The sequence below is a fragment of the Calditrichota bacterium genome (genome assembly GCA_013152715.1).
Classification (GTDB): Bacteria; Zhuqueibacterota; Zhuqueibacteria; order Thermofontimicrobiales; family Thermofontimicrobiaceae; genus 4484-87.
On sequence record JAADFU010000190.1, the window covers coordinates 1 to 22,062 of the forward strand.

At 45.7% G+C, this 22,062-nt stretch carries 10 protein-coding genes; 1 reads left to right on the forward strand and 9 read right to left on the reverse strand.

Annotated elements, in window-relative coordinates:
• Positions 1–52 precede the first annotated feature (52 nt).
• A complete protein-coding gene (locus GXO74_14610; protein NOZ62889.1) occupies positions 53–2,974 on the forward strand; it encodes a glycosyl hydrolase in 2,922 nt (973 codons plus the stop codon).
• 54 nt (positions 2,975–3,028) lie between these two features.
• Here the strand turns inward: GXO74_14610 and GXO74_14615 are convergent, their stop codons facing one another.
• The 9 genes from GXO74_14615 to GXO74_14655 form a co-directional block, all read right to left on the reverse strand.
• Positions 3,029–4,573, reverse strand: coding sequence for a GWxTD domain-containing protein (locus GXO74_14615; GenBank protein ID NOZ62890.1), 1,545 nt, complete (start codon positions 4,571–4,573; stop codon positions 3,029–3,031).
• A 196-nt stretch (positions 4,574–4,769) separates the two neighbouring features.
• Entirely contained in the window at positions 4,770–5,828 is a 1,059-nt protein-coding gene (locus GXO74_14620; protein NOZ62891.1) for a UPF0164 family protein, read from the reverse strand.
• A 44-nt stretch (positions 5,829–5,872) separates the two neighbouring features.
• A complete protein-coding gene (locus GXO74_14625) occupies positions 5,873–8,662 on the reverse strand; it encodes a hypothetical protein (protein NOZ62892.1) in 2,790 nt (929 codons plus the stop codon).
• A gap of 31 nt (positions 8,663–8,693) precedes the next feature.
• Positions 8,694–11,480, reverse strand: a complete 2,787-nt coding sequence (locus GXO74_14630) for a TonB-dependent receptor (GenBank protein ID NOZ62893.1) — start codon at positions 11,478–11,480, stop codon at positions 8,694–8,696.
• 728 nt (positions 11,481–12,208) lie between these two features.
• The gene (locus GXO74_14635; protein NOZ62894.1) at positions 12,209–13,246 is read right to left on the reverse strand and encodes a UPF0164 family protein; all 1,038 of its coding nucleotides are present in this window, start codon (positions 13,244–13,246) and stop codon (positions 12,209–12,211) included.
• Positions 13,247–13,263: 17 nt separating this feature from the next.
• The gene (locus GXO74_14640; GenBank protein ID NOZ62895.1) at positions 13,264–16,833 is read right to left on the reverse strand and encodes a hypothetical protein; all 3,570 of its coding nucleotides are present in this window, start codon (positions 16,831–16,833) and stop codon (positions 13,264–13,266) included.
• Between the two features lie 77 nt (positions 16,834–16,910).
• Complete coding sequence (locus GXO74_14645; GenBank protein ID NOZ62896.1) at positions 16,911–19,829, reverse strand: TonB-dependent receptor; 2,919 nt, start codon at positions 19,827–19,829, stop codon at positions 16,911–16,913.
• Positions 19,830–19,855: 26 nt separating this feature from the next.
• Positions 19,856–20,932 (reverse strand): hypothetical protein, encoded by a 1,077-nt coding sequence (locus GXO74_14650; GenBank protein NOZ62897.1) that lies wholly within the window; start codon positions 20,930–20,932, stop codon positions 19,856–19,858.
• Between the two features lie 79 nt (positions 20,933–21,011).
• Positions 21,012–22,061: a PorV/PorQ family protein gene (locus GXO74_14655; GenBank protein ID NOZ62898.1), complete on the reverse strand. Its 1,050-nt coding sequence runs from the start codon at positions 22,059–22,061 to the stop codon at positions 21,012–21,014.
• Between the last annotated feature and the right edge of the window lies 1 nt (position 22,062).

Sequence of the window (22,062 nt, forward strand, 5' to 3'; positions counted from 1 at the left end):
CGAAAAATCTTTGTTTCGAGATCTGTCCTTCCGTTGTGTCGGACCCGTAGTGATGAGCGGCAGAGTCGTCGACATTGAGCCGCATCCGACAGAACCGTACACGTTTTTTGTCGCCTACGCCACTGGCGGACTCTGGCGCACCAGCAGCAATGGTCAGCGATTCGAGCCCTTGTTTGAAAACCAGAACGCTATCAGCATCGGCGATATTGCTGTTGACCCGCGCAATCCGGACATCATCTGGGTTGGGACCGGCGAGAAAAATTCCAGCCGCAGCTCTTATTCAGGCACAGGGATTTACAAAACGATCGATGGCGGAAAAAGCTGGGCATTCATGGGATTGGCTGATATTCACCACACAGGCAGAATTGTTATTCATCCGCAAAATTCAGACATCGTTTACGTTGCCGCGCTGGGACATCTTTACACGGAGAATGAGGAACGGGGCGTTTATCGGACAAAAGACGGCGGCAAAACATGGGAAAAAATTCTCTACGTGAGTCCGCGCACCGGCTTTGTCGATTTGGTCATTTCGCCAAAAGATCCAAATATCATTTTTGCCGCAGCCTGGGAAAAAGATCGCAAGGCCTGGAATTTCGTCGAGGGAGGAAATGAAAGCGGCATTTACAAATCCACTGACGGCGGCGACAACTGGACGCGGCTGAGCGGCGGCTTTCCCCAGGGCAAATTTGTGGGAAGAATTGGACTGGCAGTTTACCCTGAAAACCCTGACATCGTTTATGCCATCATGGACAATCAAAAAATCCGACCCAAAAAAGATCAGAAAGAAACGGCAGCCATCAGCGCGAAAAAACTGCTACACATGAAAAAAAAGGATTTGCTGGCGCTTTCGGACAATGAGTTCGAAGGTTTTTTGCGCAGATATGGTTTTCAAAAAAAATATTCTGCTGAAATTGTTCGCGAGATGATTGTCAATGACGAACTAACAAAGGACGATTTGCTGGAATTCATTCGCAAAAATAATCCTCATGCATTCGATCCGCAGATCATAGGAGCTGAAATTTACCGCAGCGACGATGGCGGCGCCTCATGGCGAAAAATGAACGAAGATTACATCAACAGTTTCTACAGCACTTACGGATATTATTTCGGCGAAATTCGTGTCGCTCCGCACGATCCGAATCGGATTTACATTCTGGGCATTCCTTTGCTGACTTCGGCAGACGGCGGAAAATCAATCGAATGGGTCAGCGGAAAAGGAGTCCACGGAGATCACCATGCATTTTGGATTGACCCCAATTTTCCGAATCATTTGATCGACGGCAACGATGGCGGGCTAAACATTTCCTACGACGGGGGAAAAAGCTGGTGGAAATTGAACTACGTCCCTGTGGGTCAATTTTATTCCGTGAATGTGGATATGGCAGAGCCGTACAATATTTACGGTGGTTTGCAGGATAATGGCGTTTACAAAGGATCAAGCAAATCAGTTCCTCTAAAAACTTCGCCATGGAAAGCCATTTACGGTGGCGATGGCATGCAAGTACAGATTGATCCGAAAGATTTTACTGTTTACACTGGTTTTCAATTCGGGAATTACGCCAGAATCAATCAAAAAACCAAAAAAAGAACTTCGATCACGCCAATGCCCGATATCAAAGATCCTGGACTTCGATACAACTGGCAGACACCGATCTGGCTCTCTGCGCATTGTTCCAATGTGCTCTATTTTGGGGCAAATCGCCTCTATCGTTCACTGGATCGCGGCGACACGTGGCAGGCAATTAGTCCGGATTTGACGACAAATCCGAAAGAGATTGGCGATGTTCCTTATGCCACAATCACTTCCATAATGGAAAGCCCGATTACTTTCGGCTTAATTTACGTGGGTACCGACGACGGCAGAATTCACGTCACTCGCGACGGCGGCTACACCTGGAAAGAAATTGGTAAATCTCTACCGCAAGGTTTGTGGTGCAGCCGCGTGATCGCATCTTATTACGACGAGGGAACTGCCTACGTCACTCTCAACGGCTACCGCGACGATGATTTCCGCGCTTACGTTTTTCGCACGCGCGATTTTGGAGAAAACTGGAAATCCATCAAATCAAATATGCCGGATGAGGCATTGAACGTCATTCGCGAAGATCCGTACAATCCGCACGTTCTGTATGTCGGCAGCGACAAGGGAGTTTTTGTCTCCATTAATGACGGAAAAAGCTGGGACGTCTTGCAAACCGGAATTCCCATCGTTCCGGCGCATGACATGGTCATTCATCCGAGAGATCACGAACTTGTCGTCGGAACCCACGGCAGAAGCATTTACGTAATCAATGTCAAACCGATTCAGGAGTTGACGCCGGTTGTCATGAAAAAAGTCGTGCATTTATTTGAGCCGAAAGAAATTCGGGAAGAAGCTCGCTGGAAAAGAGCGCCATCATTCTGGGCCAGACCTTCCGAGCCTACTCTTCTTGACATTCATTATTGGCTGAATCAATCCGACGATGTAAAAATTCTGGTCAAAAACAAAAAAGGCCAGGTACTGCGAACTTTGAAAGACAAAGGTATTCGCGGAATTAATACTCTGAAGTGGGATTTGACAATCGACCGAAATATTGCTTTTGCCAATGAAGTGGCCGCTGCACAGAAAGAGCTTAAATCTTTGGCCAAAAAGTTGGCAAAAGCGAAAAAAGAAAATAAGAAAATCACTGAGATACAAACGCTTGAAGGAAAGATTACTCGCGCCAAAGAAAAAATCCGCCAAATCACAGAGAAAATTAGCAAATTAAAAAAATACGGGAAACTTGCTGAAAAGAAACTGCGGAAAAAAGTGGCTCCGGCGTACCTATCAAAGGGGAATTTCACTATTGAAGTTCATGCCGGAAAATTTTCAGACTCCAAAACTCTGAAAGTTCTTCCTCTGCGGGAGCGGAAATCGAAAACCGATCCGGATGTCAAACGAAAATGGGAAATGGAAAAAAGACGGAAAAAAATAAAAAAAGAATATAGCAAATAGATTGTTGAAAGCAAAAAGGGAGCGCAGCAGCGTTCCCTTTCTTTCTTTAAAAAATCACTTCAAAATAAATCGCCGCAACTGTTTCGCGTTTTGCCCGGAATTCAAATCCGTCACTTCGATTTGCAAGCTGGTGGCGCCAGTCGCTACCTTGGAAAAATCAATGGAAAGGTAAATTTGCTGAAATTCATCCTGGCCCTCGTTCTCGAAACTGCTGCCGACCGTCTCCTTCTTTTTCTTCCCGATGAGATGACTAACAAATTGAATGGCAGACGCCAACACCGACTCAGAATATTCGGTCATTGATTTAATTTTATAATCCACTTTAAAACGGGTTCTGCCGGTCTCATCTTTTTTCAGATTGTAAATTTCAAAATAAATGTAAATTGGTTTATCCTTGTGGAACTGATTTCCGAGGTAAGGAACGACCTGAATGTTGTTCGGCTTCAAATTACGAAAATTTTTCATTCCCTCGCGGATCAGCGAAGAAAATTGAATTTGGCTGAGCATCAGGGAATCGCCGGAAAAATCAGGTACAGTCAGGTGCGACCGCAAAATAGCCAGTCGATTGCCCCCGATATTATCCAAACGTAAAATTACGTAATAATTGCCAGGCATCAGCTCTTCGGTGTGTTGATTGAGATAAATCCGTTTTTGAATTTGCTGCTTGCTATTCGCGACAAGTTTGAGCGTTTCTGTTTTGTCAATTATTTTTTGAAATTTATCATTAAAAATCGTTAGTTGCCTTTCAACAAGCGACTCGAAAGGCACATGACTGCCGGCTTTGAAAGACAACTGGTTCATGGCAAAGCTGTAATAAAATTCCACGCGGGAAAATCCCAATTTTGACCTGAAAACGCAAGCATCAAGGCGTGCGTCCAGCGCGACTTTATTGTAAGAAAAAGTGAATCGCGCCGGCGGAGCCGTTTCTTTGATGATCTGCTTCTCCGTCCTCAAACCATCAATGAGACGATGAAAGGCAGATTCAGACCTCAAACCTTCTTTCCCATTGAGGATGTCGCGAAAACCCAGATACTTTTGATGGAGAGATTCGCGCTCTGTGTACAGTTCAGCAGCGCGAAATACTTTTTCATTCAAAGGACCCGCTGTTACTGCGTCCAATAAATTGTTCACTTCGCGATAACCAAAACCAATCTGATGCACAAAATCGACAAATAAATTGTAATCATAATAAGCCCAGGTTTCATTATCATCGTATGGTTTTCCTACGCCAGAGGAAAATACTCGATCATCCGGCGGGCCATATTTGATGTAATACTTCCCCCGGTCATCAACAAAAAGCGGCGCCACAAGACTGGAATAATGCTTTTGTGCATATTCCACTCGGGACAGAAATTCCTCGTAAAACTCATTTTTCTCTGCATTCGGCGTCGGATCGACAAGCTTCCAATATTTCATTTCGAATTGATTTTTTTCCTTATTATCATAAATCTCATCATAAACTTCTCGCGCGTTGTCGGGTAAAATCAAACGAAAAATCGCTTGTCGCTGCTTGTCGTTTTTGAAAATATCTTGGGCAAAAATATGATTTACAGCGAATAATATGACAAAAAAAATCGTAATGTGACGGAAAAATCGCACTATTTTTAACCTATAACAAAAAACAATGTTTTAGTGATTTTTATTAAAAATTGGAGTTTCGAGCAGTAGCGGTCGAGTAGTTCCCCGCTTGAATTTCCAGATATCTCCATAGAACCAATAGCGCAAAACTCTAATTAAAAAATATCATGCACAAAAAATAGGGGCAGTGCTAAGTCAACGCTGCCCCTGATTCAAGTTATAACCCAAAAGTAAAAGAGAAACTATGCGTATTGGACAAGAGTCCCAAGTCGGTGTAGGAATAGTCCAACCGAACTTTAGACCCCAGTCCCGGAATTTTAAGATTAACCCCGGCGCCAAAAGCAAAACGCAAATCATAAATGAGTTTCAAATTTTCTTTTTGGATCAATTCTTTCTCATCAAATTCTTTGGACCGATAGATGAGACCCCCGCGCAAGAAAAGCATGTCATTCCAGGCATACTCCATACCGAATGTGCCATAAGGATTCACATCGCGCGGATCGTTGTAGTCCATATTTACTGTCACTCTGCTGTTCTCTCTGGAAATCGCATCCATTGAAACGCCAAGGCGAAAAATCAACGGCAATGTCCAGGCTTCAGTTTCCAAACGAGCTTCTTTCATCGGATTGCCTTCGATAACTTGATCAATATCCGCTTTTGTCATCTGGTCTGTGCCGCGCATCGTCATCTTTCCGCCGAAGTTGCTAATGCTCATTCCGATTTTCATGCCGTGGAACCCGGTTGTGAACTGAGTCCCCGCGTCAACGGCAATCGTACTGGCAGAAGAAAAGCTAATGGACTCATGCACATATTTGAATTGCACGCCTACCATAAATCTATCAGTGAGCTGACGCGCATAGCCAATGCCCAACGCCAAATCGCCGGCGGAAAAATAGGCGCCGGTTCCATAGGGCTCGGAGGGCGTCGTTCTCTCCATTTCATTCATGGATAGCGAATTGAAGCTCACACCGATTGTCCCGAGAGACCCTAACGGATAAACAATTCCCACGAAGCTATGCTGGACATCCAAGATCCAATCAGTGTACGAAACGCCTACCTCCAATGAGTTCACTTGCGCGATTCCCGCCGGGTTCCAATACAGAGAACTAAAATCGTTGGCATTCGCCACAAAGGCGCCGCCCATTGCTAACGCGCGCGGCCCTATTCCGATCTTCAAAAAGTTCGCTGAGGATGTGCCCGTGTTATCGTTCCCGGCAAATACCAGCGTGACGCTCAGAAGGAGGCAAAGAAGAATATATGAAACTTTTTTATTCATTGTATTTCCTCCAAACTGTTGAAATTTTTAGTCGTTGCCAAATCCTATTTTATGATGGCAAATTTGCCCATTTTTTCGCCGACGCCATCGGCTTTAACGTAATAGAAAAAGATGCCAAAAGCCACTTCCTGATCGTTGTAAGTCCATAAATTCCATGCCTCTACAGCGGGGCCACGATAGCCGTCGCTTCCCGGTTCATGGTGCAAAATTTGCACCAGATCACCGGACACTGTAAAAATTCTAATCTCACAACGCTCCGGCAAATTATGGAATTGAATTTCCCTCACCCAGGGCGTTTGCGCATTTTCATAGGAAGAAGTCACGGCATAAGGATTGGGAACGACTCTGATCTGATCGAGCGATTTTTCGTCAGCTCCGGCAGTTGTCGCTGCTTTGGTTGTCAGAGTGAACAAATCCTGTGAAGTCAACGGTTTCAACGTGAAAACTTTGGCGATGTCGCCTTGCTGCGGCGGAACTTCAGTTACAGTGGTATCACTCGGCGCAGACAATATTATCTGCCAGGTCATTTTTACCTTACCGTCAATCGTTTCGCGGAGTTGCAGAACATCGCCACTGGTCCAGGTCGATTTCATTTCCGGAGTCGTATCGGTGTCTGCGGCCTTGAAATTTCCGATATCAGCCTGGGTCCCCAGTGTAACATTCCAAATTTCAAACGGGAGCACCATCGTCGGCGGGAAAAATGCCGTATCGCCCGTGGCAGTGAAACGGACTTCATAATTGTAAGGTAAGGGGCTTCCTGATGTTGCGTAAATTTTCCAGTTACAATTGCTGGAGTCTCCGGATTCAGTAACCCAACCACTCCGCTGATCGTCGAAAGCAACAGCATCCTCATCAACTATTTTTAACTTGATACCATCAAAAGTGGGTGTATCTTCTTCGCCATGAACTTTCGCCACATCTTTCAGGACATAGTCGCCCTTATTTTCATCGTAAACGCTAAACATCTTTTGTGCGGAATTTGTTGTGTCATCAAAGGTGATAGTATAGACGTTATCCTGAACAGCATCTTCGTCCATGACTTCCCAGAGGAGCTCAACCGTTGTATTTCCCTGCCTTGTGAAAGAGAGGTCAGGACCTGTATATCCAGCAGGTTTCCCTTGCGGAATCACAGAGACAGTGTTATCGCCTTCATAAATTGCCTTAGAGAGTCTGGCATTTTCCATGGGCGGCACCGGCAAAATCTCCCAAACATCGTCATGATCGTACGCACACACAGCATACCAATATTCGACCCCATTTTTTAAATTTTTATCCACAAATTTATGACGCAAACCAGTGTCGTTGCCCAGATAAAAATAGGGGTCAATCGCGCTGTTCCCTTTCACGCCGTCTTGCAAGTCATATTGAGCTGTTGGTAAATATCCAACCAGAGCGCCGATAGAATTGTTGATTGGATCTCCCCAGGTCAAACCGCGATCCGTGGAACGGTAGATTTTATAGCCTTCAAAAGCATTATGGCCTGTAAAATCATCTACATCGCTTTCACTCGGGTCGGCGTCCCAGTACAGAGTAACCATGCGATCCCCAGCGACAGCACGTACATTCGGCATCGCCGGCGGACTGGCTGTCTTATAATTTAGGTCGTAAATTGTCTGGCACAGCGCTGCATTCGCCAATAAATCGGCCTTATTTAACCCAAAAACATTGGCAAACGTAAAAGTCACAGTCTGACCAGGCGCTAAATCAAAAGGTCCCGACGCATGGAGAGAAGTGATGTCCGGACCGTAAGTATTAGGTGTCTGTGTCCAATCTCCCGGGGCAGGTGTAACATTGTCAATCGGCGAGATTCCGGAAGATAGCATGTTGTACACATCCGCCTGAGTCGGAACAAAAAAGTCATCGTACGTGGCAATGAACAGCGTCGTCAAACCCAGTTCCTTGCCATCCGGTCCTTTCGGCGTTTCCAACATTTTCAAACCCTGCCAGGCAACGCCTTTCTCAATGTAGCCGGCGGATTTATCGTCTCCGTCCCAAATATAAAGAAAATTCCCGAGGATACTATCCTCTTCCACCGGGATGAATACGCCGTAGTCATCCATCCACTCGCTGGAGCCTTCCTCGGGACAATCCATGTCAGTATGTATTCCGACGTAGCAATCTTTGATTGTGTCGGTGCCTGTATTTGTGATATAATATTTGAAAACGATCATATCTTCCGCCAGGACGCTCGACCATTGCATACCGCGGCCAAAAGTTTTGAGATGCAGAGGCGTAAGTTGCTGACAGGTCGGATCGTCGTCAACAGCCATCCAGACACCTTCGGCGTCAGCGGCAATTTCGCCATCCTCATAAACGCCGGGGAATCCTTTTGATCCGACGGGTCCCGCATCAGCAGGCCAGGAAGCGGGCCATGATTCGGGTTTGTTGCTCATCGCCAGGCCATTTTCGCCTACTCCGGAGTCGTATCCCGGAAGCGGCTCGTAATGGTTTTCATTGACATCTTCGTAGCAGCCGCGCGTGCCATTGGAAATGCGCTTTTCACCGTTCAGAATTCCGCCAACGATTAGGGCTTCGCACCACTGGTAAGTAATGCCAGCACCAATCGGATACTCAAAAGTGAGCATTTCGCGGCTGTAGCCCAGCCGGTTGGCATTGTTAATTTCCAGACCTATTTTTCCAACGTCAAAGCGACCGTATTTTCTGTCATTGAAGCCGCTGGGTTTAGCCAACTTATTATCCCAGCCGCGTTCCTTGCACAGTTTATCGTAATACTCCCATTTTGACATCCCGACTTTTTTTTGAGCAAAAGAAATTTGCGACATGCCCAAAGTGACCACGGAGATCAATAACAGGAGCGATACTTTTTTCATCATATTATTTCCTCCTGATGATTTAAGAAGTTGATTAAAATCCTACACTTAAACCGAGCAACACTGAACGTGGCGCACTGAAATTGTAGGGACGCCTTATGAAATCTTGCGTATCGTCCCAATCTGTCGTGGCGTCGGGCAACCCGGTATCGCCATAAACAGATAAAACATTTCGTTTATTAAACAGGTTGCTAATATCTGTGTAGGTGATAACCTCAAAGCCATATACCTGGAAAATTCGCTGTGCTCGCAAATCCACATTCATCGTCCAGGGCATCCTGGCGCTCATTGGTTCGTCGATACGAAGACCGCGCGAAGAAAGCGGCGTGTAAGGCAAACCACTGCCATAATTTCCGATGACATTCACGCTCCATTTGCCAGGCTTGCCAAAATCAAGCACAAAATTTATGGTATGCGTCTGATCCCAATCCATGGTGATCATTTTCTTTGGCGGATAAGTGCCATAAACTGAGAATGAATACCAATCATTATAATGAGCCGTCACATTAGGAGCGTTGCCTTCCGCTTTGGACAGAGAATAATTGATCTGTCCGCCGAAAAAACCAGTAAAACGTTTTTTCAGCGTTATCTCGACGCCTTTAGCGTTTGCATAATCCAAATTGGTGAAACGATGGTATTGCACCGGCACGCCCTGATAGCGCTGCAAAGCAACATAATCGTAAATATTTCGAAAATATATCGTGACGTCCAGAGCGACATTCTCTGAGATTTTACTCTCCACTCCCAACTCATAAGCGATGGTTTTTTCCGGCTTCAAATTCGCATTTCCCAGCCGCGTATAAATGCCGTTGATCGACATATCCGGAAAGGGGTAATATTGATTATCTTGATTCTCCGCATAAAACAGACGAATGTACTGGGGAATCTGATAAAAATGACCATAAGCAAAATGAAGCACCGCTCTGTCCATCACCGGGTGCGCAAATCCCAATCGCGGGCTGACATACAATTTCTTGTCCGCTTCCACTAAATTCTTGCGTAACTCGCCGGTGAGAGGATCAGTTACATATTCAGCCGTTGGCTGTCGCGGATCAAAAATATATTTGGACTTGGTATCCATGTAGTCCAGCCGCAAGCCAGCATTCACTACCATGCCCCAGCTTTCAAACTCCATTTTATCCTGAACGTAAGCCGAGCCTTCGATGGGTTTGTGATGGAATTTCCAGACATCAGGAGCAGCAGAATATGGCGCATACACGTCGTGATAAGACATGTCCACCTTTTTCACTTCCACGCCCACTTTGATTTGGTGCATTTTATTGGCCTGACTGGTCAAATCGATTTTGCCAGATGTGATGACATTCTCCCGATTTTCCCATTCAGCGCCGCCGCCTGAGGTGTACGTTGAGTCGGCAGTATCGAAAAAGATGTGGTCGAACTCGTATTCCTCATCAGGCGGAGAAATATTTGCCGCGCCGGTATATTGGCCGTTTTCGTTTAATATTTGCCACTCGCCATTTGAATAACCGCTAAAGAAATCTTTTGCTCTGTATTTGTAGTACATGCGATGAGAATTGAACACCGACGCCTTAATTTCATAATAAGTACTCGGCGACAACGTATGCGTAAAAGTGGCGTTGAACATATAGTTGTCGTCGTAATTTGTACCCGTGTTTTGCGGCACATATTTATTGCCATGAAGATAATTTTTGTACCGTTCGCGCGCGCCAACAGCGCCCAAGGTAAGTTTGATCGCATTGATGGGACGCAAAACTAATTTCGCGTTTGCGCGACGTTCATGGCGATAAGGCTGCCCGGTCCAACCAAGATAAGTGTTTGTATTATAAGCGTCACCGGAAACGAAAAAAGTATTTTTCTTGCCCAGCAACGGGATCGGACCTCCCACGTACAAATCTGTGCGGAACCTCCCCCAATCGTCAACTTTCTTGTTGCGCTTTTCCCAGTATGCCGGATCAAATTTGTTTTGTCCGGGCGTCGCCGGCGCTGTCCCAACGTCAGAGACGAGCGCCGTATCGCCATCCGACACGCGAATCCATTGCCCGTTTCTATTTAACCGCTTGTAGATATAATTGTATTCGTGCCGGTTCACGTATTTGTCCGTCATCACGCGAATCCGACCATTGTAAGCGCTGCCCCCTTCTTTTGTCACAATGTTGAGCACACCAGACATGGCCTCGCCGTATTCGGCATTGAAGGTACCGAGCAAAACAGCCATCTCAGAAATACCAACACTGGTGACGTCGCTTCCCATTCCTCCCATTAATGGGTCTTCGACGTAAAAACCATCGATCATGTAAGAAAGTTCTCCGGTTCTCCCTCCGCGCACATTAATCGATCGATTTAAGCCAGTTCCGCGTTCGATAAATCCGGGCGAAATCGTCATCACTTCCTGATAGCTCAACACAGGAAGCTTATCAATTTGCTCGCCAGTCGTTACTACTGAGGATGAGGTCACGTCCTTTTCAATCAGCGGCCGCTCAGCAGTGACTTCAACGACCTCCCCTTCAATCACCGTCGATTCAAGTCCAAAGTTAATGCGCGTCGTACGATCGACAATAACCTGAACCGATGTCTTGATGATTGACTTGTAGCCAATCATCATCGCTTTTAAATCGTACCGCCCGGGCGGCAGATTGATGATGTAATAATCACCATTTGCATCGGTCGCTGCGCCAAAGTTAGTCCCGACAACGATAATATTCGCGCCAATTAATGGCTCTCCAGTCTGTTTATCTTTCACCGTTCCGGCAATCTTGCCGGTAATACCCCCATAGCACAGAGTGGAGAAAAAGATTCCTGAGACTAGCGTCAGGGCAACAATTAGAATTTTGTTGCGCATAAATTGTCCTCCTCTTGTGGTTGATTTTTGCGTGTGAAAATTAATAGTATGGTAATTATTAAGTCAGACATCACCTCCTTTCGCACGTTTGACTTTGCTGCGAGCAAAATTGAAGCAGAGAATTTCTTTAACTGAAATGTCAATAGATTATTACAAATTTCGTACCTGATATTTAAGAATACCATAAGTAATTGTTTTTATTAATCATAAAATTTGCCCAAATGCTAAATTATGCAGTGAATTTCACTAATTGTGCAAATATTGGCACAGGAATCACTGTTTATTATTCAATCAAATACTTAGGTCTTGGCCTCGTGAAATAAATTTTGGCTAAAAATTTACTCAAATATTTCCTTATTGATTCTATTTTTCAGGGGAAAGTTGCCAATCATTCCAACCAATAAAAATGACTGCTTTGCCGACGTCCGGCTTGTGCTCAAAGCTAATAATAAGACAAATTGAACATGTCTAATTTTTTTAACTGCAACATTGGCTACTTTTTTCTGTCCCTGAATCAGAGCAGGATACAATTGAAAAATTTTTCCGCGACTAACTCAAGCGTCAACATTAAATGTAACTGAAATTTCATTTTAAAATTCTTTGGAACAATCATTTCATTCAATATAATAGCGCATAGAGAAAAAGTCAAGTGTTTTTTTACATTTCAGTAACAAAAAGCCCTCCGGAGCGATCTGGAGGGCTTTATCTTCCAGCACGATTGAGCTAACTTAAAATTCTAATGCCAGACTAAACCTCTGGACATTTTCCAGCACGCCAAAATCAGCATAAGCGTAGTCAAACTTCACCTTGAGCGAACCGCCAAATCCGTATTGCAAACCGACACCGGCAGTTAAGCCTTCCTCGCTGTCTTTCATAAATAAATTTTTGTATCCGGCGCGCAAAAAGACAATGTCCCGCAGCGCATATTCAGTGCCGATATTGACATATTCCGCGTTGTCATTGGGGTGCATGGCATCCACGGCAAATATCCAGCGATAATTATAATTGTCGATCACGTTTATCGCCGCGCCAAATCGGAAAAGTAATGGCAACTCCCAGCTATCCGTGCGCATGTTTCCCACAATTTTATTGTTGTTGCCATATTTCTCCGGAGCAATATCTACGGGAATTTGTGTATCACGCCCCGTCATTCGCATTTTTGAACCGAAATTGCAAATACTCATGCCGAGCGTCATGCCGCGAAATTGTGTTGTGAACAATGTCCCGATATCTAACGCCAATCCGGAAGCAGCTTCGTGCCAGAGCTTTTGATTGATAAATTTCAAATTAAAACCGATGCTAAACCGATCTGTCAAATTTCGCGCGTACGAAGTCGCAATAGCAATGTCCGAAGCGCCAAACTTTTCACCAGTACCGTCGGGATAAGCCACAGTCCTCACTTCCATCTCTCCCATCGTTAAAGCAGTAAAGCTCATGCCGACTGTACCGTATCTGCCAAGGGATAACGTTGTCCCGGCATAATCAAAATTAACGCCCGCCAGCCAATTGGTATGATTGAGCGTAACTTCCACATTATTGGTCAAACGGGCGATTCCCGCCGGATTCCAATAAAGGGCAGAGGCGTCGTTTGCCACGGCGACGAAAGCGCCGCCCATACCAATTGCCCTGGCGCCAACCTCGATGGACAAAAATGGCGCCGCCGTCGTTCCAACTTTGGAAACATCTTTGACAAATTGTTGCGCGTAACTCATCTGAAACAGAAACGGCAAAATCAAAACGATATGTAAAAATTTAATCCTTTTCATCAGACGTATCCTCCTCGCTACTTAATCACCGCAAATTTTCCAATATAGTTTTCCCCGGAAGGTGTGCTCACATGGAAAACATAAACTCCGTACGCGATTTCCATGCCATCTTTGGTCAGCATGTCCCAAGACTGCGCCCCGTCATCTATCGGGCTGTCATGTTCAACCGTATCAACTAAGTACCCGCGCATCGTAAATATTTTAATAGTACATTTCGGCGGCAAATGAATAAAATCGATCTTGTGCTTGCCGCGGCCTGAAGAATAAAAATGCTGTGGCTCCCATGAAGCAGTGACAACGTAGGGATTTGGCACGACCGCAATGTCTCTCAATGTTTCTTTTGCGTGTGCGACTTTGTAATCAACATAAGCGCCTTTCGCCGCAAATGTAAATTTATCCTGACTGGTAAAAGGCTTATTCACAGCGAGATAGAACATATCTCCCGCTTTGGGTTTAAATTTTTCCACGACAATTGTATCAACGGGAATCTTAATAATTTCGCCTTCTTTGTCTTTGACCGCATAGCCGTATTCATTCAAGGAATCGCGCGAAACAATGATATTCTTGGGCGCCCGAAAACGCGCTTCCCAGGTTCCGCGTTTGCGATGATTGACGTAAGTGATCGGCGTCAGATAATCCTGATCGGAAAGCGCCGAATCTTTGTCCGTATCAAAGAAAACAAATTCAGCCGTATCGCCGGTAGTCACGTTGAAGACTCTGAAATTTGCCCACTTATTATTGGCAGACTTTACCACGATTGAATCATAGATTACAATCAGGAAATCGTAAGGTACGGCTACTCCCTGATTTGAGTACAAACCCACTTGATAATCATAATTCGTTTTTGTCTGGTAGTTTTCAGGAATCTTATCATTTTCACCGATGAACCCATATTCAGCTAAAAATCTCTGATGGTCGTCTCCGGTGAGCCAGCCGCTTCGTTCCTGGCTTGCTTCGAGCTTGTGATTTTGCACAAGAACCCGCAAGCCATCAAAATAATCATTGCGATCCTCGCCGTTCAAAAATGGACTGTCAAAAATCGGATAATACTGATAATTAACTTCACCGTAATAAACGTCGCCGTTGCTGCTGACGGGTAAAGCCCCTCCGGGCAACACTCGGAAATTTCCGACAGTAAAACCGACCTCATAATCCACGTCAATCTGGAATTCGCGCTCGTCGCCGGGAATTTTCACCGTCAGCGAAGAAGGCACGAGATGACTTTTCTTTAGCAATACAAAATTTGTATCCAACTTCACCGTTTCGGTATATTGCCGAGTATCTTTCACATAAAAAGTCGTGTCCGTAATGACCTTCTTGTTATTTTCCATCTCGAAATGACTCGAATCGTCGAACAGAATTTCGTACTCGGCGCCATCGTCTATTTTTGTCGGGTCAATCGGATCGACAACAATCGAGCCGGTTCCGGATCCCGAAGCCTGCTTCACGGCGCCGTTGTCCCTATCCAACCTCGGCGGCGCAACATAACCGGCGGCGGGAGCATTGGGTACAATTTGAACGCAATTAACATCGACAAACGTGACTTCGCCGGATGCATCAAACTGAATTCTTTTCCCGCAGACCGCGGGCGCTTTTGCTTGCAAACTATCAAATTCTGATAATCCACGGCTGTAAAAATCGTCGTAATAGCCTTTGTCAAAGGAACAAACGGCGTAAAAATAAGTCTGTCCGTTTTCCACAGGCCCAGCCCAGGTTTGCCCGGAATCGACAAATGTGTACTGCAAACCAGTATCCTTGCCCATATTGAACTGAATGCCATCTCTGCTCACCGGATGCGGGCCTTTCAGTCCGTCAATCAAGTCAAATTGGGCAATGGGCTTGTTAAATGATTTATTGCCATAAGTGTCAGTCCCGATATAGCTCTCCAAAAATCCCGGATCCGTAGCTCGATAAATGACGTACCCTTCGAAATCGTAGCCATAAATTGGATCGCGCGATCCTTCGGCGCGTTTGTCCCAGTAAAGCGTCACTTTTCTGTCGCCGGGAACGGCTGTCACGTTTGGTTTCAGCGGCACTGCGGCAAAATTATAATCCGCATCATAAATTTGCTGCATGGTCATGGCATTTCTGACCAGATCGTCGCGGTCAGCGCCCATCACCATGCTGATGGCAAATTTTCTCCGGGAGTCCGGCTCCGGCGCCGGCGGCAGAGAAAAATAGCCGGAACCGTAGTGCATGACAATATCCACCTGGTTCATTGCCCTGGAAAAACTACCGGGGATTGTTTGCGACCAGAGCTTTTCATCCTCGCCCAATTCGATCAAGGAGGCTTTCCAGTCAGCGCTTAAAAAACTGGTCAAACCAATTTGATCGCTCTCGTCGTTATCTGTATATTCAAAGTTCGGCTCGCCGCGGTCAGGGACGCCATTGCCTTCTGTACCGTCCCGGTCAGGGCCGGGATAATCCGGATGTTCAGGACCTATTCCATCGCTGCCGATGTCATCAATTTTCGGATCCCAATCGTGATCATTATCAATGCCGTCATCCTGACTTTCATCCCAGGGGTTGCCATCGGCGCCAATCAGACCATCGCCATCGTCGTCGACGCCGTTGCGCGGATCGCCGGGTGATTCCAAAAATTTCCAGCCAAAAAATCCCGGGCTAAAGCCGCCATCTGCCGGCGTCCACAAATCGTTGTCCCATTGATAGACAATATCTTCATCTTTATTGAATTCAGACAAATCATCGCTGTTATCCTCCTGCTCGCCGATATCCGCATCACCGTACATGCCGAAAATAGTTTTTTCATACAAATATTTGCCGGTATTGGTGATCCAAAAAGTGAAAATAATGATATCTTCTGCCTGTGGGTCTGCCCACTGGTAACCGCGCACTTCCACTTCCAAACCAAGACCTCTTTTTGACGAATCGTTTGGATCAGGATAAAATTGAAATTCATCATTTGCGTCGTCGTTCATCCGATAATAAGATTCTTGAGTAGCGCGCGCATAAGCGCCATATTGTCCGTCCCAGAAAGGAATTCCCGAACGCGGATCCACCCAATCTGGTTTGTCAGGCCAAATCCAGGGCCAACTGTCGGGTTTTCCGTCGTCGTCTTCAGAGCCCATGTGTGCCGGAATGCCATCGGGGCCGTCGTTATCTTCCGCGCCCTGAGCGTTGTACATGGCGATATAGTCCTGATTTGGGTCAAAATAACCGGGAATTGGCTCAAAACCATACTGGTACTCGCCGCCAGGCGCCATGTCCGCTCTGCCTGTATATCCTTCGCCATCACTAAAAATATGGCGTCGTTGGCCATAGGCGTCAAACACTTCTGCGCCGACAAAAGGACAAAATTCGGCAAAATAGCTGTGCCCCGAACCTTTGGGCCAGATTCCGGAAACCAATCGATTCGAATCTTCAAACCAGTTACCAATATCTCCGTAATTAAAAAAGACAGTCAGAATGTTATTTCCATCATGAATTCCTCGCCGCCGGTCTTCGTGACCCATGATTTTGCCAAACTTTTTCACAGATTTCCCTTTTTCACCTGCGGCGAAAAGCTTTAAATTCAGAACCATAAATAAGCCTAATGTGAAAATCAGGACATTAGTAAATTTTCGCATCAATAACCTCCGCCATAATTTAAAAAGCGAGCCAATAATCGTTTTGGTCAATCAACAGAAATGACTAAAAATTGAAATTAAAATGAAAATGCCACGCCTGCCCGGACGCTCCTCGGGGCAGAATAATAATAAGGTCGCAAAAAGTATTCATTCACTGAATTCGGGCCGGGAGTATCAGTCGTGCGAAATTGCATCAGCGAATAATCTGCGCTTCCGGTATCGGAATAAACGTATCGCTCATTTTGTCGATCAAGTAGATTGTAAATATTGCAAAATAAAATAAAGCGAAATCCATCATAATTGATGTTTTTGTGCATACGGACATCCAGGCTATAAGTCGCCGGTTTTCGACCGCTGTTTTGAAATACCGTTTGCAGATTCTGAAAACCTTGAACCCCGGAACTGGTCGGAGTATAAGGCAAACCGCTGCCGTATTGTCCTACCAAGCTAATTCCCCAATCGCTGGGTTTGGAAATGTTCAAAGAAAAATTCACCGTGTGGCGCTGATCCCAATTCAACGGAACCAGTTGTTTTTCCGGCTCTCGGCCTGCTTGATTATCGTAATAAGCCGTATTCGGGTCTGAAGCGTTGCCTTCAGCTACAGAGTAAGTGTAATCAATGGCTCCCGAAATATAGTTGGAGTATCTTTTTTTGAGGCTCAATGTGATGCCTTTGACATTTGCATAATCTCTGTTAATGTAAAGCGCATATATGTCCTGGCTGTAAGTCTTGTAAATTTCAGTGCCCAGCCAATTTCGAATATCTTTGTAAAAACCGGTAATGTCAATCGCGATGTTCTCCGCTAATTGCTGCTGTAAACCAATTTCGTAACTGACGGTTCTTTGCGGCTTCAAATCGGCGTTTCCCATCAAACTGCCCGCCTGACCTGTACTCAGCGCAACTTCAAACTCCGGATTGGCGTAAAGATAGCTATAATTTGGAATTTGCAGAAAATGTCCGTAAGAAATATGGATGACCCCGCGGTTAGTGATCGGGTAAGCGATTCCGATTCTCGGACTAATTTGATACTTTGGGGTTGTGCCTTTGAACCAACGTAAATTCCCGCGAGAAATCGGATTCCCGGTCGTCGTGTCGACCAACGTCACATTAGAAAGATATTGTGCGGATTCCTGCTTCTCCGAATTTAAGACAAGCAAACGGATGGATTTATAATTGGCGCTCATCGGCTCGCCGGTATTGGGGTCAATAATTGTCTCCTCGCCGGTAGTAGGATCGATTCGTACCGGCGCTTTCACGCGTTTTGTGCCCTGATCCGTCACGGCATCCAAAATAGCGTATTTATTGGGCTTCCACAAATTCGGATCCCGGTAGTCAGTGAGAATCTTACCATTGGGATCAAAATATTCAAAGCGAATGCCAACATTGACGATCATATCCTTCAACTCGATTTTGTCCTGCACATAGCAGGAAAAATCGTGAGGATAATTGGAATAGCGATCATGAGAAAGAAGCGTCACGTCGGGAATTTGCGGCTCCCAGTTGGTCGATTGATCGATTAAAATACTAAAACTATTCAGAAACAGCTTATTCCAGCGCGCCTGAAGGCCCGCCTTTACCTGATGAATCTTATTAATTTGACTGGTAATTTCCGCTTTGAGCAAATTCGTCAAAGTAAATCGATCGTAATGCCCAAGACTCATGCCGCCCATGTAAAAATTATAAACTCCCGCGCGATCAAATCGCTTGTTTGACACATATCTCGCGTCATAGGGATTGGGGAAAACATACGATTTGCCCTGATTATAAAAATTGGAATACTTCACCGTGTAAAACGTATTCGGGCTTAAAGTTTGCGTCCAGCTTAAAATCTGGCTGATGCCGTTTTTGTAGCTTTTAGATCTGCCATCCGGTTCATATTTGAATTTATGAGAATAAGATTGGCCGCGATCCCGTTCATAAAATAAGCTATAGGTTAACTTCATGTTGGGTTTCAGGCTGTAAGCCAGTTTGAGTTGACTACTGAATCGTCGGCTTTTGCTCATGGGAACAAAATCCCCGTTTCCTGTTTCCTGAATAATCCAATCCGCCGGGTTATCGCCAATATAGGAATTGGAATCTGCCGCGCTGTAGCGTCGGACGCCGTACAAATAGCCATTATTCTGATAAAGCCTTCCGGACAGGAAAAAGGTGATCTTGTTATCCGAATAAACCACAGGCCCACTCAAACTCCATTGATAATCCTGAATGGAAAAAGGATTAATTTCGTCGATATTCAAAAACGTCTCGTCGTGAGCGCTAAAATAATCGCCGATGTAAGAGCGAATTTCACCGCGATATTTAGTGCCGCCTTCCTTGGTGACGATATTCACCACGCCGGACATTGCCTGACCGTATTCGGCGTTAAAAGTGCCGCTGACAAGTTCCAGTTCCTGAATAGCGGAATTCTCAACAGTCACCGCCATGCTTGAGGAATACGGGTCTGTCACAGAAACGCCATCCACCATATAAGCGACCTCGTTGGAGCGGCCTCCGCGAATATGCATTTCTCCGCCGCTGCCCTGAACGACGCCAGCCTGCAATTGCAGCACCTGATAAAAATTTTCCACGGGCATTTTCTGAATCTCCTGCGCTCCGATAATTGCCCGGCTTGAGGTAATATCTTTTTGGATGAGTGGCCTTTTGGCGACGATTGTCACTTCTTTGCCCATATCGAGGACTGTTGTCTTGAGCGAAAAATTTACGGTCGTCGTCAAATTGACGCTCACACGCACGTTGGTCACGCGCATCGCCCCATATCCGATCATCATCGCTTTTAAACTATAAGTCCCCGGCGGAACATTGATGATAACAAAATTACCATCCATGTCCGTCGCCGCGCCCAGATTGGTCCCTTCAATGATGACATTTGCGCCCGGAAGCGGCTGATTAGTATCGCCATCTACCACTGCGCCGGTTATTTTCCCGGTCGTTCCAGCGAAAACAATAGAAACGGATAATAATAACAGCAAAATACTTAGTGCACTTTTCCGTTGCATCTTCGAACTCCTGAGTTTGGTATTATTTAAAATGACAATCCAATTCCGCCTTTAATCATCAGCCCGCTGTAATCAAGTTCTTTAACTTTGAGATTATCAAATGCGGATTCCGGAATATCAAAGTAATACTTCCTGTCTTCAGAATACGTCACGTCAAAATCAGGCGGTTGCCTGCCTTCGACCTTGACGATGGGACTAAACTTTCTCGTAAAGAATGACCAATCATCTTCTTTGAGTTTTGCTTTAGCAAAATTGTAACCCACTTCAAAATTCAGACTCACAATTCCGAATCTAATGTTTGTCCCGGCAGAGACTTGAAAACTGAAAGGATTTGCATTCGCCTGAATATTGCTGATAATATTTAATGATAATGGATTGGGCGTAATTGACAAAGAATCCCAGACCGCATCGCCCCGGGATTGGTTCAATCCGTAATTGTCAATAATTTCAGCTTTTATTTTGGAAAAATTAAAGCCCACGCCGGCGCCGCCATACAGCTCAAAATTATCAGGCCAAGGGGAGATTGGCAAATTGAAATTCATCGCTAAAATCGTCGGATAAATTTCCAGCTTCTGCGCGACAGTGATGCGATCCTGAACCTGATATTCGTAATTAGGCCAAGAACTTTCTTTCCCCTGATTCTCAGCAGAAAACGCACTGCTGGCTTCACTTTTAAATCGAGCGACAGAAAATGACAGGTTCAGATTTTTCGTAAAGAAATAGCGCGCGCCAAAATGGTACATCATATCCGAAGAAATATACTTTTCGCCCCCGGAAGCAAGATCATACCCGCCCAGATCCAGATAACCTGACTCCAAATCAGTCAAATTCCCGTCTTTAACTATTTGGAAATGATGCAGAGAGAGAGCGCCAGTCGCCTGAAGATTTGCATTGAAAGCCTTGAAACTGTCAGACCATTTCTGCAAAGATGGTTTGAAGTAACCGACGCCAGCGAACAGCTCGAAACGTTCGCTAACTTTGACCGCCGAGCGTCTGCCAGACAATAAATTCTGTAAGCCCGTTGAAAGAGGAGGGGTTCCATAGACCAGACCCGTTGATATTAAACAACTCACAACCAGCCAGAAAATTCCTTTTCGTATCATTGTTATCCTTCCGCTTGTAATTTGCCAGTTCGACCAATGTTTAGTTTGCGCCGCCCAAGTTTTCTGCTTCCGAAATCGCTCAAAATTCCACGCTCAAAGAAAACCGTTGCGTATTTTGCAGGCGTCCAAAATCAGCAAATGCGTAATCCAATTTGAGCGTCAATCCGCGAGAGAACTCATACTGTACGCCGACTCCGACATTCGACGGCATGAAATTGCTGCTGCCCTCGCCGGAAAAAACGCCGCCGCGCTCACTGTCATCCAAAAACAGCGCTTGCCAGCCCAGACGAATAAATCCCCAATCATAGAACGAATATTCCATTCCCAAATTTACGTACTCGGAATTATCGCTCGGATGAAGCGCGTCCACCGCAACCATCAATGCATTGTTTTCAGTTCGAAACGCATCCATGGCAACGCCGACGCGAAAAGTGATGGGTAGAGACCAGGGATCCATTTGCAACTGCGATGGGAGTTGGTCATTGCTGCCATTGGCGTTGGGGTTAATGTCAATGTATTCCTTGGCGTCGCGACCAGCCATTTTCATCTTCGGGCCAAAATTCGCAATGCTCATGCCAATGGTCATCCCGTTAAATTGCGTTTTAAAAAGCGTACCCACGTCCACGGCGAAACCATTGGAAGACATGTGCCAAATGTTTTGTCTGATGTACTTGACGTTGAAACCGATGGAAAAACGGTCTGTGAGACTTTTAGCGTAGGCGATGCTTCCGGCAATATCGCTGGCGGAAAATAATTCGCCCGTACCTTCCGGCTGGAGCTCGGTGCGCACTTTCATCTCGCCCATAGTGACAGAAGTAACGCTCACGCCCAGGGCGCCCAAAGAACCCATATCGACCACCAAGCCGGCGTAGTCAAAACTAACACCTGCCAACCACTCGCTGTGCATGAGTATGGCTTCATTGCGCCCCAGCCGACTCAAGCCGGCCGGATTCCAGTATAAAGCAGACACATCGTTCGCCACGGCGACAAAAGCGCCACCCATTCCGACTGCTCGGGAACCGACACCGATTTTCAGAAACTGCGCCGCAGTGGTTCCGACCTTGGAAACGCCGAAACTTAAAGAGACCGAGAGCAGCAACGCGATCAGTATGAAAATTATCTTTTTCATT

Excerpts from the sequence above, each read along its gene's own strand:
- GXO74_14610 (NOZ62889.1), top strand. The coding sequence starts at position 53 with ATGAGCGGCAGAGTCGTCGACATTGAGCCGCATCCGACAGAACCGTAC.
- GXO74_14620 (NOZ62891.1), bottom strand. The coding sequence starts at position 5,828 with ATGAATAAAAAAGTTTCATATATTCTTCTTTGCCTCCTTCTGAGCGTC.
- GXO74_14625 (NOZ62892.1), bottom strand. The coding sequence starts at position 8,662 with ATGATGAAAAAAGTATCGCTCCTGTTATTGATCTCCGTGGTCACTTTG.
- GXO74_14630 (NOZ62893.1), bottom strand. The coding sequence starts at position 11,480 with ATGCGCAACAAAATTCTAATTGTTGCCCTGACGCTAGTCTCAGGAATC.
- GXO74_14635 (NOZ62894.1), bottom strand. The coding sequence starts at position 13,246 with ATGAAAAGGATTAAATTTTTACATATCGTTTTGATTTTGCCGTTTCTG.
- GXO74_14640 (NOZ62895.1), bottom strand. The coding sequence starts at position 16,833 with ATGCGAAAATTTACTAATGTCCTGATTTTCACATTAGGCTTATTTATG.
- GXO74_14645 (NOZ62896.1), bottom strand. The coding sequence starts at position 19,829 with ATGCAACGGAAAAGTGCACTAAGTATTTTGCTGTTATTATTATCCGTT.
- GXO74_14650 (NOZ62897.1), bottom strand. The coding sequence starts at position 20,932 with ATGATACGAAAAGGAATTTTCTGGCTGGTTGTGAGTTGTTTAATATCA.
- GXO74_14655 (NOZ62898.1), bottom strand. The coding sequence starts at position 22,061 with ATGAAAAAGATAATTTTCATACTGATCGCGTTGCTGCTCTCGGTCTCT.